The organism is Sphingomonas sp. DC5200-1 (assembly GCF_049897245.1).
Classification (GTDB): Bacteria; Pseudomonadota; Alphaproteobacteria; order Sphingomonadales; family Sphingomonadaceae; genus Sphingomonas; species Sphingomonas aquatilis.
The window spans coordinates 55,516-67,835 of sequence record NZ_JAFCVW010000006.1; the positions used below are offsets into that span (position 1 = coordinate 55,516).

The window sequence follows — 12,320 nt, forward strand, 5'->3', positions numbered from 1 at the left end:
CGACCGCGGCACACGAAAAAGGGCGCGGGAGTTGCCCCCCCGCGCCCTTCGTGTCTCGCGACGCTGCGGATTACTCCGCGACGGCGGTGCCCTTCGCGGGGCGCGTGTCGCGGCGTTCGGCGATACGCGCCGACTTGCCGGTGCGGCCACGCAGATAATAGAGCTTCGCGCGACGCACGGCGCCCTTGCGGACGACGTCGATCGAATCGATGTTCGGCGAATAGAGCGGGAAGACGCGCTCGACGCCCTCGCCGAAGCTGATCTTGCGGACGGTGAACGACGAGCCCATGCCCTTGTTCGACCGCGCGATGCACACGCCTTCGTAGTTCTGGACGCGGGTACGCTCGCCTTCGACGACCTTCACGCCGACCTTCAGCGTGTCGCCGGGACGGAATTCGGGGATCGCGCGCTTGGCGGTCAGCTTTTCGATCTGCTCGGCTTCGAGCTGCTGAATAAGGTTCATGACTTCAGTCCTTACGTCGCCGCGCACCAGAGGGAGGTTGGACCCGAGCGCCCTCATGGCGCTCCCAAAGGTCCGGCCTCCGTAGCCGTGTATCGACCTCTGCCTGGTGTTTCCGCCAGGCCGCGATCTTCGCATGATCCCCCGATCGCAGCACTTCGGGGATCGTGCGCCCTTCCCATTCATAGGGGCGGGTATATTGCGGATATTCGAGCAGCCCCGTTTCGAAGCTCTCGTCATCCCCGCTGGAAGGCGCGCCCATTACGCCGGGACGCAGCCGAATGCAAGCGTCGAGCAGCACCAGCGCCCCCATCTCGCCGCCCGACAGGATGTAGTCGCCGATCGAGACCTGTTCGATCTCGCGGCCCTCGAACAGGCGTTCGTCGAAGCCTTCAAACCGGCCGCACAGGATGATGACGCCGGGGCCGTTCGCGAGGGCGCGGACGCGGCTCTGGGTGAGCGGCGCGCCGCGCGGCGTCATGGCGAGGATCGGGCGGTCGTCGGCGACGCTGTCGACAGCCGCCGCGAGCACATCGGCGCGCAGCACCATGCCGGCGCCGCCGCCCGCGGGCGTGTCGTCGACCGAGCGGTGCTTGTCGGTGGCGAAGTCGCGGATCTGGACGGGATCGCAGGTCCAGCCCCCTTCCCGCAGCGCGCGCCCGGCGAGCGAGACGCCCAAGGGGCCGGGGAACATCTCCGGGTAGAGCGTGAGGACGGTGGCGGCGAAGGTCATTGGGTCCAGTTTTCGATTTGGAGGCCGGGAATGTCGGCGAAGTCGGCTTCGTTGTTGGTGACGATCGTCAGGCCGGTTGCCAACGCATGGGCCGCGATGAAGCGATCGAGCTTGCCGCGTCGGAACGGCACATCCGGGAAACGCCGGGCTTCCGGCATGCCGAAGGGCAAGGGTTCGATGACGGTCAGCAGCCGATCGAGTGCGACCTTCTGGTCATCGTCTGTAATGCCGTACAGCGCTTCCGCCACGCACAATGTCGACGTCACGATCGTGCCCGGCTCGTGCTGCTGGACGCGATCCCGGAGCAGATCGCGTTCGCCGGCAATGAGATAGACGAGGATATTGGTATCGAGCAGGAAGCGCGGTGCAGTCATCGGCGAAGGAGCTTTCCTTCCCAGTCCAGCTCGCGCGGCGCCATGTCGAGCCGCTCCACCGGCTTGATCCCCGGACACGAGCCGTAGATGCCGGTGAGGTCGATCTTCTTCGGGACGACCGGCGCGGGTTCGACGATGAAACTGCCCCGCTCCTCGCGCAGCAGCATCTCGTCGCCTTCTTTCAGGCCGAGCGCCTTCGGCAGGCGCAGTGCGACCGAATTGCCTGATTTGAACACCTTGGCGCGATATTCGTTACCCATGCCATGCCTCCGTATAGACAGGATGTATATACATGACGGACGTGGGGCAAGGCGACGGTTCAGGGGACGACGGCGTGGACGATTGCATCATCATCGGCGCGGGGCCGGCGGGTCTGACCGCGGCGATCTATCTGGCGCGCTTTCATCTTTCCATTCGACTGTTAGACAGCGGATCGAGCCGCGCGGCGATGATCCCCTGTACGCGCAACCACGCCGGCTACCCCGAGGGGATTGCGGGCAAAGAGCTGCTGCGACTGATGCGCGAGCAGGCCGAGAAATACGGTGCATATCGCGAGGAGAAGAAGGTCACGGCGATTCTGCCGGAGGGCGACGATTTCCGCATCGTCACCGACGATGGCGACTTTCGCGCGCGCACCGTGTTGCTGGCGACGGGGGTGGTCAATCATCGGCCCAATATCCTGCCCGAGGTGCACGACCCTGCGCTGGAGCGCGGGCTGATGCGCTATTGCCCGATCTGCGACGGCTATGAGGTGACCGACAAGCGCGTCGGCGTGATCGGCACCGGCGACCATGGCATGCGCGAGGCGCTGTTCCTGCGCGGCTATACGCGCGACGTGACGCTGATCGCACCGGAGGCGGAGCACGCGCTGGATGCGGCCTGCGCGGCGACGCTGAACGAGGCGGGGATCGTGCGCGTCGACGGCCCGTGTGGCGGCTGGGCGATCGAGGGCGACCGGATCGCGCTGGATACCGCGGGCGGGCGGATGGCGTTCGACAGCGTCTATCCGGCGCTGGGGTCGCGGATTCGGTCGCACCTGGCGATCGCGGCGGGGGCGCGGGCGAGCGACGAGGGGTGCCTGGAGGTGGACGACCATCAGCGCACCAGCGTGGCCGGCCTGTTCGCGGCAGGTGATGTGGTGAAGGGGCTGGACCAGATCAGCCATGCGATGGGCGAGGCCGGCGTGGCGGCGACGACGATCCGGAATTTGCTGGCGGAGCGTGGGCGGTTGTGGCGGTGAGGTAACGGGGGCGGCGGCCACCCTCGCGCCGTCACCCCGGACTTGGTCCGGGGTCCACTCCGCGGCGAGGGGGGCGGCTAGAGGCTCTAACGACCCCCCGTGGCCCGGTGGACCCCGGAACTAGTCCGGGGTGACGGGGGGTTTGGGGAAGCGCTATTCCACGAAGTCGGCGTTCACCGTCAGCGCGTCGGCGCTCCACTCCGGCACGGCGTCGGCGTTCATGGGGATCATGAAGCGCTTGCCGTTGGCGCGTTCGATTTCGAGCACGTCGCCCGCACCGAAATTCTCGACGAGCACGACGCGGCCCAAGTCTTCGCCTGTCGTCGACACGGCGGGCAGGCCGATGAGATCGGCGTGGTAATATTCGCCCTCCCCCAGCGGCGGCAGCGCCGAGCGGGGGACGGTGAGTTCGGTGCCGCGCAAGGCCTCGGCGGCGTTGCGATCGGCGACTTCGGCGAAGCGGGCGATCAGGCCGTTATTGCCGGACTGCGTCGACTTCAGCGTCAAGGCGCCGCCATTGAAGCTCTTATAGGTGCCGAAATCCTCGGCGAAGACCTTGAGCCGCACCTGGCCGTTGACGCCATGCGCGCCGATGACGACCGCCAGAACAACGGGCGCGTCAGCCTTGGTCGGGTGATCCGTCGGTGCCTGCTGGGGCATCGTCATCCCCTTCTGCGGGATCGGTGGCGGAAACGCCCTCGTTGGGCGCGTTCACCGCAGCGTCCTCGAACGTATCGTCGGGCGCGGTGCGGGGATCGGGATCGATGGCCATGGTGCGTGAACCTCCTCGGGTAAGGACGGCTCAACGCACCAGTTTCACCTTCGATGCCTGCGCATCGGAGGATCGGCCTCGAAGCTTACGCCTCGGTGGTCTCTTCGGCCGGAGCCTCTTCCGCCGGGGCGGCGGCAGCGGCGGCGGCCGCTTCTTCCTGCGCCTTCAGCTTCTCGGCCCGCTCTTCGGCGCGCTCGGTGGCCTTTTCGCCCGGCTTGCCCTTGTTCGGGTTGTTGCGCGCCGCGCGCTCACGCACGCCGGCCTGGTCGAGGAAGCGCGCGACGCGGTCGGTCGGCTGCGCGCCGTTCGACAGCCAGTACTTGGCGCGCTCGGCGTCGAGGACGATGCGGTTCTCGGCATCCTTGGCGAGCAGCGGGTTGTAGTTGCCGATCTTCTCGATGAACTTGCCGTCGCGGGGCGAACGGGCGTCGGCGACGACGATGCGGTAGTACGGGCGCTTCTTGGAGCCGCCGCGCGACAGACGAATGCTGAGTGCCATGGTAGTTAGTCCTTCGTTCTAATGCAGTTACGGTGTTCTGTTATTTCTTCTTGAGAAGGTTCTCGAAGCCGGGGGGCAGCTTGGGCATGCCGTCCTGACCGCCGCCGAGGCCGGGCAGGCCCTTGGGGAGGCCGCCGCCCGCCTTGTCCATCATCTCGCCGAGGCCGGCACCGCCGAGCGCGTTGCCGAGGCCGCCCATGCCGCCCTTGCCGAGCATGGCCATCATGCCCTTCAGCCCGCCCATCTTCTTGATCTTCTTCATGGCGGTGGACATTTCCTGGTGCATCTTCAGGAGCTTGTTCACCTCCTGCACCGTCGTGCCCGATCCCTTGGCGATGCGGATCTTGCGCTTGGCATTGATGAGTTCGGGCTTGGAGCGCTCCTTCATGGTCATCGAGCCGATCATCGCGTCCATGTGGATCAGCACCTTGTCGCCGCCCGCCTGCGCGAGCGCGCCCTGCGCCTTTTTCATGCCTGGCATCATGCCGGCGAGCGCGCCGAGGCCGCCCATGCGGCGCATCTGCGCGAGCTGGCCGCGCAGGTCGTTCATGTCGAACTGACCCTTGGCGAGCCGCGCGGTCATCCGCTCGGCGTCTTCCTGCTGGATCGATTCCGCGGCGCGCTCGACCAGGCTGACGACGTCGCCCATGCCGAGGATGCGGCCGGCGACGCGGCTGGGGTGGAACGCCTCCAGCGCATCCATCTTTTCGCCGGTGCCGGCGAACTTGATCGGCTTGCCGGTGACGGCGCGCATCGACAGCGCCGCACCGCCGCGCGCATCGCCGTCCATGCGGGTCAGCACGACGCCGGTCAGCGGCACCTGTTCGGAGAAGTTGGTCGCGACGTTGACCGCGTCCTGGCCGGTCAGCGAGTCGACGACGAGCAGGATTTCCTGTGGGGTCGCGATGTCGGCGACCGCCTTCATCTCGTCCATCAGCGCCTGGTCGACGTGCAGACGGCCGGCGGTGTCGAGCATCAGCACGTCGAAGCCCTGCAGCTTCGCCGACTGGAGCGCGCGGCGGGCGATGTCGACCGGCTGCTGGCCGGCGACGATCGGCAGCGTCGCGACGTCGATCTGCTTGCCCAGTGTCGCCAGCTGTTCCTGCGCCGCCGGGCGATTGACGTCGAGCGACGCCATCAGCACCTTCTTGCGGTCGCGGCCCGACAGGCGTTTAGCGATCTTGGCGGTGCTGGTCGTCTTGCCCGAGCCTTGCAGGCCAACCATCATCACGACCGCGGGCGGCGTGACCGACAGGTTCAGCTCGCTCTCGTCCGCGCCGAGCATCTCGACCAGCGCGTCGTTGACGATCTTGACGACCTGCTGCCCCGGCGTGACCGAGCGCAGGACGTTCTGGCCGACCGCTTCCTCGGTGACCTTGTCGACGAACTGGCGCGCCACCGGCAGCGCGACGTCGGCCTCGAGCAGCGCGACGCGCACTTCGCGCATCGCCGTCCGCACATCGGCCTCGGTCAGCGCGCCACGGCCGCGGAGGCGGTCGAATACGCCGCCAAGCCGGTCGCTCAGACTGTCGAACATCGCCTCAAATCCTCATCATACCACACAACGCAAAAGACGCCGGCGGGCGAAACCTCGCCGGCCAGCGTGCACCCGTGGGCGCGTCCTCGATCGCATTCCGTGGTGGAACGTGGGTGGGCGTTTAGGGGAAAGTGGTTGAGGTGGCAAGAGCCTGCCCTTCGTCACCCCGGACTTGATCCGGGGTGACGGGGGTGGGTGTGGCGGGGTGCCGCTGCCCCACAATCCACGTCATTCCCGCGGAGGCGGGAATTCATAACCCATGCCGTCGGCGATGGAAGCGTGAGGTTTGCCAGTCTGGATTCCCGCCTTCGCGGGAATGACGGGCTTTTTCGGCGGGCGCGCGCCCTCTCCTTCGTCATCCCGGCGCACGCCGGGATCCATGGTTGCGACGCATATCGAGCGCTCGCGCAACGCTGGCCTTGCCGTGTCCATGGATCCCGGCGTGCGCCGGGATGACGAAGAAGGAGGTGCTCCTACCAGCCCGCATCCGGCTGCGCGAGATACGCCTGTTCCGCCTCGGACGACTCCCGCCCCAGCGCGGCGTTGCGGCTGGGGAAGCGGCCGCATTGCGCGATGACGTCGCGGTGGTCCTTGGCGAAGGCGATGTTCTCCGCCAGCCCCAGGTCCTCGAACTTCTCAACCGACAGGTTTTGCAGGCCGAGATTCTCCGCGTGCATCAGCGGCATGTACAGGAACACGCGCCGTTCCGGGGGAAAGCGCCCTTCCCAGCCCTTGGCGATCGCCTCCAGCGTAAGCTCGACGGCGAGGTCGTCAGCCGCGAACGCCTGCGCGGTGTCCCGATGGATGTTGCGGGAGAATTGGTCGAGCAGGATGATCGCGGCGAGCAAGGCGTCGGGGTCGTCGCGCCACCCCTCCGCATCGCCGCGCAGCACGCCGTCGCGCATCGCGCCGAAGCGGTCGGCGATCTGCCGGTCGAGGCCATCGTCCTTGGCGAAATGCTGTTCCTGGGTCAGGCCGAACCAGAAGTCCAATACCGCGGCCGCCATGTCATGGACTTGGGCGCCGTCCCTCACTAGATCGCGCGTCATGTCTGCTCCCGCGCCAGAGGTCATCTCCCTCGGCTGCCGTCTCAACATCGCCGAGAGCGAAACGATCCGTGCCCTGCTGGCGGGGCGCGATACCGTGGTCGTCAATTCCTGCGCGGTGACCAATGCGGCGGTGAAGGCGAGCCGCCAGGCGGTGCGGCGGGCGCGGCGCGACCGGCCGGATGCTGAGATCGTCGTCACCGGCTGCGCGGCACAGATCGACCCCGCCGGCTTCGCCGCAATGGCGGAAGTGGACCGCGTGATCGGCAATGGCGAGAAGCTGAACCCCGCCGCCTGGGCGAGCCTGGAACCCGTCGTCGTCGGCGACATCATGGCGCTGCGTGAGACGGCCCCGCACCTCGCCGCGAGCTTCACCGGCCATGCGCGCGCGTTCGTCGAGGTGCAGAATGGTTGCGACCATCGCTGCACCTTCTGCGCCATCCCCTTCGGCCGGGGTCCCAGCCGATCGGTGCCGGCGGGCGCGGTGGTGGAGCGGATCGCGGGCCTGGTCGATGCGGGCCATCACGAGGTGGTGCTGACCGGCGTCGACCTGACGAGCTATGGCCACGATCTGCCCGGCGCGCCGACGCTGGGCCTGCTGGTCGAGCGTATCCTGCGGCATGTGCCGGCGCTCGCGCGGCTGCGGCTGTCGTCGCTCGATTCGATCGAAATCGACGATCGGCTGTTCGAGCTGGTGACGGGCGAGCCGCGGGTGATGCCGCACCTGCATCTGTCGTTCCAGGCGGGCAACGACATGATCCTGAAGCGGATGAAGCGGCGGCATTCGCGTGCACAGTCCGTGGATATGGTCGCGCGACTGAAGGCGGCACGTCCCGAGATCGCGATCGGCGCGGACCTGATCGCGGGCTTTCCGACCGAAGACGAGACCATGTTCGCCGACACGCTGGCGCTGATCGACGATGCCGACATCGTCCATGGCCATATCTTTCCCTATTCCCCGCGCTCCGGCACCCCCGCCGCGCGCATGCCGCAGGTCGCGCCCGCCGCGATCAAGGACCGCGCCGAACGGCTGCGCGCGAGCGCTGGCCGACGCCGGGCGGCCTGGCTTGCGAGCCTCGCCGGCAGCGTGCAGGACGTGCTGGTCGAGCGGCCGGGAACCCGCGGCCACGCCGGCAATTTCGCCGAGGTGCTGCTGGACGCGCCCGCCGAACCGGGGACGATCGTCTCCGCCCGCATCACCGCTGCAACCGACACCCATCTGCTAGGTACGATTTCATGAGCACCACCCCCTCCTGGCACGAACGCCTGCTCGGCGGTTTCAAGAAGACGTCCGACCGGCTGGTCGGCAACCTCGCCGGCCTCGGCGGCGCGCGGCTGGACGATGCGACGCTGGACGAGGTGGAGGAGGCGCTGATCGCGTCCGACCTCGGCCCCGATACCGCGGGCAAGATCCGCGCGCGGCTGGCCGAGGGCACGTTCGAGCGCAACATGGAGGAGCTGGGCATCCGCCTGGTCGTCGCCGAGGAAGTCGAGAAGGCCCTCGCCAAGGTCGCCAAGCCGATTGAGATCGAAGCCTTTCCGCGGCCGCAGGTGATCCTGGTGATCGGCGTCAACGGATCGGGCAAGACGACGACGATCGCCAAGCTCGCGCACCTGCTGATGGAGCAGGATTATGGCGTGATGCTGGCCGCGGGCGACACGTTCCGTGCCGCCGCGATCGGCCAGCTCGCCACCTGGGCGGAGCGGGTCGGCGTACCGATCGTCACCGGGCCGGAGGGCGGCGATGCCGCGGGCGTGGTGTGGGATGCGGTGAAGAAGGCGACCGAAACGGGCATCGACGTGCTGATCGTCGACACCGCCGGCCGCCTGCAGAACAAGCGCGAACTGATGGACGAGCTGGCGAAAATCCGCCGCGTGCTGGGGCGGATCAACCCGGCTTCGCCGCATGACGTCGTGCTCGTGCTGGATGCGACGACGGGGCAGAATGCGCTGTCGCAGATCGAGGTGTTCAAGGAGGTGGCGGGCGTCACCGGCCTCGTGATGACGAAGCTCGATGGCACCGCGCGCGGCGGCGTGCTGGTCGCGGCGGCGGAGAAATACGGCCTGCCGATCCATGCGATCGGGGTGGGCGAAGGGATGACGGACTTGCGCCCGTTCGACGCGAACGAGGTGGCGCGGATTATTGCCGGTGTCGATGCGGGGGGGCGGAAGTGATGGAGCCTGCCCCAAACCGTCCTTCCTGCGTAGGCGGGAAGCCAGATTGGCGAACTTCTGCGATGGAGCCGAAAGGCCAGCCCATCTGGATTCCCGCCTTCGCGGGAATGACGGCGTGGGGGTCGGGGGCGCTCCCGTCACCTCGTCACCTCGTCACCCCGGCCTTGAGCCGGGGTCCCGCTTTTCCGCGCGAATCGAAGAAGAAGCGGGACCCCGGCTCAAGGCCGGGGTGACGGGTGGGGAGATCGTCGCGTGACCCAGATGACCCAGAAATCCTCCCCCGGCGTGCGGATGGGCGTCGAATACGGGCCGTTGCTCGTCTTCTTCGCGGTCAATTTCCTGTTCCCCGCTGCCCTCGCCATCCGGCTGGTGGGCGCGAGCACCGGCTTCCTGTCCGACCTCGACCGCGCGGGCGCGCTGGTGATCGCCAAGGTGATCGTCGCGACCACCGCCTTCGTCCTCGCGACGATCGCGGCGATGATCGTGTCGAAGCGCAAGCTCGGCCATATCTCGCCGATGCTGTGGATTTCCGGCGGGTTTGTCGTCGTGTTCGGCGGGCTGACCGTCTATTTCCACGACCCCAAGTTCATCCAGATGAAGCCGACCTTCGTCTATGCGATGTTCGCGATCGTGCTGGGCTTCGGCCTGCTGACCGGACGGCCGCTGCTGGAAGGGTTGCTCGGCACCGCCTATCCGGGGCTGACCGCGGAAGGGTGGCGCAAGCTGACGCGCAACTGGGCGCTGTTCTTCATCGTGATGGCCGCGCTGAATGAAGCGGTGTGGCGCAATACCAATTGGGATTTCTGGGTCGGGTTCAAGCTGTGGGGCGCGATCCCGCTGACCCTGTTGTTCGCGTTCGCGAACATTCCGATGCTGCTGCGGCACGGGCTGAATACCGAGGCCAATCCTGAAGCGGATATCCCGCCTCAATAAGTCCTCCCCCGCCAAGGGGAGGTGGCGCCGCCGCAGGCGGTGACGGAGGGGGCGGACAGGGCGAACCTTGCGTTCGCGGAGACGCCCCCTCCACCACCGGCTGCGCGGGCGGTCCCCCTCCCCCGCTAAAGCGAGGGAGGAGTTTGGTTCTTTACGCGGCGTCGAAACGCTTGCCGGCCTCGTCCCAGTTCACGACATCCCACCACGCCGTCAGATAGCCGGGGCGGTCGTTCATGTAGGTGAGGTAATAGGCGTGTTCCCACACGTCGTTACCCAGGATCGGCGTGCCGGGTTCCTTGGCATCGTCCATCAGCGGATTGTCCTGGTTCGGCGTCGACGTCACCTTCAGCGCGCCCGACGAATCCTTGATCACCCACGCCCAGCCCGAACCGAACTGGCCCGCGCCCTTGGTGTTGAAGTCTTCCTTCAGCTTGTCGAGGCCGCCATAGGCGTCGATCGCGTCCTTCAGCGCGCCCGACGGCTGGGTCGAACCCTTCGGCCCCATGATCTTCCAGAAGAAATCGTGGTTCCAGAAGCCGCCGCCGTTGTTGCGGATCAGCGGGGGCAGCGACGAGATCATGCCGAGGATCTCCTCGATCGTCTTGCCTTCGAGCTTCGGATCGGCGGCGACGCCTTCGTTCAGCTTGTTGGTGTAGGCGGCGTGATGCTTGTCGTGGTGGAAGGTCATCGTCTCCTTCGAGATGACCGGCTCCAGCGCATCGTAAGCGTAGGGCAGCGGCGGCAGTTCGAATTCCATGGGAAATGCTCCTTCCAAAAGGTGGGGACGTTGCGTCCCCGCGTTAACGCGGAAGCGGGCCTAACGCTCCCACGCCGTTACGCAAGCGTGATGAGCTTTCCGTCCGTCACCGCCTCCGTCACCCCGGACGTGATCCGCGGTCCCGCTTTGTACGACGGGCGGGGAGGAGAAGAAGCGGGACCCCGGCTCTTCGGCCGGGGTGACGGGGGTGGCGGGGTGCCCCTCCCCCTAGTTCGTCACCCCGGACTTGGTCCGGGGTCCACTCCGCGGCGAGGGGGGCGGCCGGAGGCTCTTGCCAGCCCCTTGCGGCCCGGTGGACCCCGGAACGAGTCCGGGGTGACGGTGTGTGTGGGGTGGGTGGCGCCCTCACCCGTTCGCGTTGATGAGGTCGTGCCTTCGCAACGCGTGGCGCAATTGGTCGTAGCTCAGGCCGAGCGCCTCCGCCGTCGCGCGCTGGTTGAAGCGGTGTTCGGCGAGCGCGCGGGCCAGCAGTTCGCGTTCGAAGCGGGCGACGCGCGACTTGAAGTCCGACGGGCCGGCATCGCAGGCGGCGACGGGGCTGTCCTCCACCTCCGCCGACGGGGAGGATGGCGCGGGAGCCGGCGTCGGCGCACTGCCGCCGCTCGCCCCGCGCCGCGCACCATCCTGCGGGCGATAGGGTGAGGCGAAGGGGTCGATCTCGATGCCGTCGACAGGCCCCTCGCCTTCCCAGCGATAGACCGCGCGTTCGACGACATTGCGCAGCTCGCGCACGTTGCCGGGCCAGCGATGCGTCAGCAGCTGGTCGAGCGCGCGCGGGCCGAAGCCGGGCCAGCGTTCCCAGCCGATCTCCGACGCCATACGCCGCCCGAAATGATCGGCGAGCACGGCAATGTCGCCGGAGCGCGCGCGCAAGGGGGGCAGCGTCACCACCTCGAAGCTCAACCGGTCGAGCAGATCGGCGCGGAACTCATGCGCATCGACCTTGTCGGGCAGATGTTCGTTGGTCGCCGCGACGATACGCACGTCGACACGCATCGGCCGCGACGATCCGATCCGCGTCACCTCGCCATATTCCACCGCGCGCAGCAGCCGGTCCTGCGCCGCCATCGACAGCGTGCCGAGCTCGTCGAGGAACAGGGTGCCGCCATGCGCCTCTTCGAACCGCCCGGCGCGTGCCTTGGTCGCGCCGGTGAAGGCGCCCGCCTCATGCCCGAACAATTCGGCCTCGATCAGCGATTCCGGCAGCGCGGCGCAGTTCATGATGACCAGCGGCTGGTCCCAGCGCGGCGACAGGCGATGGAGGCGTTCCGCCACCAGTTCCTTGCCGGTGCCTCGTTCGCCGATCACCAGCACCGGTCGGTCGAGGGCAGCAGCACGGCTGGCGCGTTCCAGCGCGTCCAGAAAGGCGCCCGATTGACCGATGACCTGTGTCGTCCGCTGCATCGCCAACTTCTGGCGGAAAACACCAAGAATGCGCAAGTGTTCATCGGTGGTTCAGGAAAATAATACACCCCGAAACGACGGAAATCCGCCATTTTCTGAATTGGCACGCCTCCTGCAAAGCTGCTGGCATACCGCCAATGCGGCGGCCCGAAACACGGTTTTTGAGGAGGTTCCCATGTTCAACACCGAGATCGGTCGCAAGTTTGCCGCCATCGTCTGCACCGTCCTGTTCAGCGCGACCTGCGTCGCTGGCGCGGTGGGACCGGCGACGGCACACCAGACCAGCGTGACGACCGCCCGCCAGGTTGCGTAAAGCGGTCCCAAACCGGGGCGGGCCACGGTCCCGGCCCGCCCCGGCCATGATTTTGA

Annotated in this window: 16 protein-coding genes; 5 read left to right on the top strand and 11 right to left on the bottom strand. The window is 67.4% G+C overall.

What is annotated here, in order from left to right:
• Window positions 1–70: 70 nt before the first annotated feature.
• From rplS to ACP7A3_RS14395, 4 genes are read right to left on the bottom strand one after another with little or no spacing between them, the layout of a single operon-like run.
• Window positions 71–463, bottom strand: a complete 393-nt coding sequence (rplS, locus tag ACP7A3_RS14380; protein WP_426256405.1) for a 50S ribosomal protein L19 — start codon at window positions 461–463, stop codon at window positions 71–73.
• Between the two features lie 4 nt (window positions 464–467).
• Window positions 468–1,193 (bottom strand): tRNA (guanosine(37)-N1)-methyltransferase TrmD, encoded by a 726-nt coding sequence (trmD, locus tag ACP7A3_RS14385; RefSeq protein WP_295563869.1) that lies wholly within the window; start codon window positions 1,191–1,193, stop codon window positions 468–470.
• Window positions 1,190–1,567: a type II toxin-antitoxin system VapC family toxin gene (locus tag ACP7A3_RS14390; RefSeq protein WP_294315382.1), complete on the bottom strand. Its 378-nt coding sequence runs from the start codon at window positions 1,565–1,567 to the stop codon at window positions 1,190–1,192. Before ACP7A3_RS14390 ends, trmD begins: the two co-directional genes overlap by 4 nt.
• Complete coding sequence (locus ACP7A3_RS14395) at window positions 1,564–1,827, bottom strand: AbrB/MazE/SpoVT family DNA-binding domain-containing protein (RefSeq protein ID WP_241892115.1); 264 nt, start codon at window positions 1,825–1,827, stop codon at window positions 1,564–1,566. Before ACP7A3_RS14395 ends, ACP7A3_RS14390 begins: the two co-directional genes overlap by 4 nt.
• A 32-nt stretch (window positions 1,828–1,859) precedes the next feature.
• Between ACP7A3_RS14395 and ACP7A3_RS14400 the strand changes: the two genes are divergently transcribed.
• A complete protein-coding gene (locus tag ACP7A3_RS14400) occupies window positions 1,860–2,807 on the top strand; it encodes an NAD(P)/FAD-dependent oxidoreductase (RefSeq protein ID WP_426256404.1) in 948 nt (315 codons plus the stop codon).
• Window positions 2,808–2,960: 153 nt separating this feature from the next.
• On the opposite strand, the gene rimM is transcribed toward ACP7A3_RS14400, so the two are convergent.
• The 5 genes from rimM to ACP7A3_RS14425 form a co-directional block, all read right to left on the bottom strand.
• Window positions 2,961–3,473 carry a ribosome maturation factor RimM gene (gene rimM / locus ACP7A3_RS14405; RefSeq protein WP_426256403.1) on the bottom strand — a complete coding sequence of 171 codons (513 nt, stop codon included), beginning with the start codon at window positions 3,471–3,473 and terminating at the stop codon, window positions 2,961–2,963.
• On the bottom strand, window positions 3,427–3,579 hold the full coding sequence (locus tag ACP7A3_RS14410; protein ID WP_426256402.1) for a hypothetical protein: 153 nt from the start codon (window positions 3,577–3,579) through the stop codon (window positions 3,427–3,429). Before ACP7A3_RS14410 ends, rimM begins: the two co-directional genes overlap by 47 nt.
• An 85-nt stretch (window positions 3,580–3,664) precedes the next feature.
• Entirely contained in the window at window positions 3,665–4,078 is a 414-nt protein-coding gene (gene rpsP, locus ACP7A3_RS14415) for a 30S ribosomal protein S16 (RefSeq protein ID WP_017978250.1), read from the bottom strand.
• A gap of 40 nt (window positions 4,079–4,118) precedes the next feature.
• Entirely contained in the window at window positions 4,119–5,615 is a 1,497-nt protein-coding gene (gene ffh, locus ACP7A3_RS14420; protein WP_426256401.1) for a signal recognition particle protein, read from the bottom strand.
• Window positions 5,616–6,088: 473 nt separating this feature from the next.
• Window positions 6,089–6,664 carry a DUF924 family protein gene (locus tag ACP7A3_RS14425; protein WP_426256400.1) on the bottom strand — a complete coding sequence of 192 codons (576 nt, stop codon included), beginning with the start codon at window positions 6,662–6,664 and terminating at the stop codon, window positions 6,089–6,091.
• Here ACP7A3_RS14425 and mtaB point away from each other — a divergent pair.
• The 3 genes from mtaB to ACP7A3_RS14440 all read left to right on the top strand — a co-directional run bounded on the left by mtaB (window position 6,663) and on the right by ACP7A3_RS14440 (window position 9,769).
• Window positions 6,663–7,901: a tRNA (N(6)-L-threonylcarbamoyladenosine(37)-C(2))-methylthiotransferase MtaB gene (gene mtaB / locus ACP7A3_RS14430; protein ID WP_426256399.1), complete on the top strand. Its 1,239-nt coding sequence runs from the start codon at window positions 6,663–6,665 to the stop codon at window positions 7,899–7,901. The two genes, ACP7A3_RS14425 and mtaB, sit on opposite strands and share 2 nt — an antisense overlap.
• Window positions 7,898–8,836, top strand: coding sequence for a signal recognition particle-docking protein FtsY (gene ftsY / locus ACP7A3_RS14435; RefSeq protein WP_147037452.1), 939 nt, complete (start codon window positions 7,898–7,900; stop codon window positions 8,834–8,836). Before mtaB ends, ftsY begins: the two co-directional genes overlap by 4 nt.
• 261 nt (window positions 8,837–9,097) lie before the next feature.
• On the top strand, window positions 9,098–9,769 hold the full coding sequence (locus tag ACP7A3_RS14440; protein ID WP_426256452.1) for a septation protein A: 672 nt from the start codon (window positions 9,098–9,100) through the stop codon (window positions 9,767–9,769).
• A 151-nt stretch (window positions 9,770–9,920) separates the two neighbouring features.
• On the opposite strand, the gene ACP7A3_RS14445 is transcribed toward ACP7A3_RS14440, so the two are convergent.
• Window positions 9,921–10,526, bottom strand: a complete 606-nt coding sequence (locus tag ACP7A3_RS14445) for a superoxide dismutase (RefSeq protein ID WP_426256398.1) — start codon at window positions 10,524–10,526, stop codon at window positions 9,921–9,923.
• Between the two features lie 366 nt (window positions 10,527–10,892).
• Window positions 10,893–11,951 (bottom strand): phage shock protein operon transcriptional activator, encoded by a 1,059-nt coding sequence (pspF, locus tag ACP7A3_RS14450; RefSeq protein WP_426256397.1) that lies wholly within the window; start codon window positions 11,949–11,951, stop codon window positions 10,893–10,895.
• Window positions 11,952–12,126: 175 nt separating this feature from the next.
• Here pspF and ACP7A3_RS14455 point away from each other — a divergent pair, with 175 nt between their 5' ends.
• Window positions 12,127–12,264, top strand: a complete 138-nt coding sequence (locus ACP7A3_RS14455) for a hypothetical protein (RefSeq protein WP_017978242.1) — start codon at window positions 12,127–12,129, stop codon at window positions 12,262–12,264.
• The last annotated feature ends 56 nt before the right edge of the window (window positions 12,265–12,320 follow it).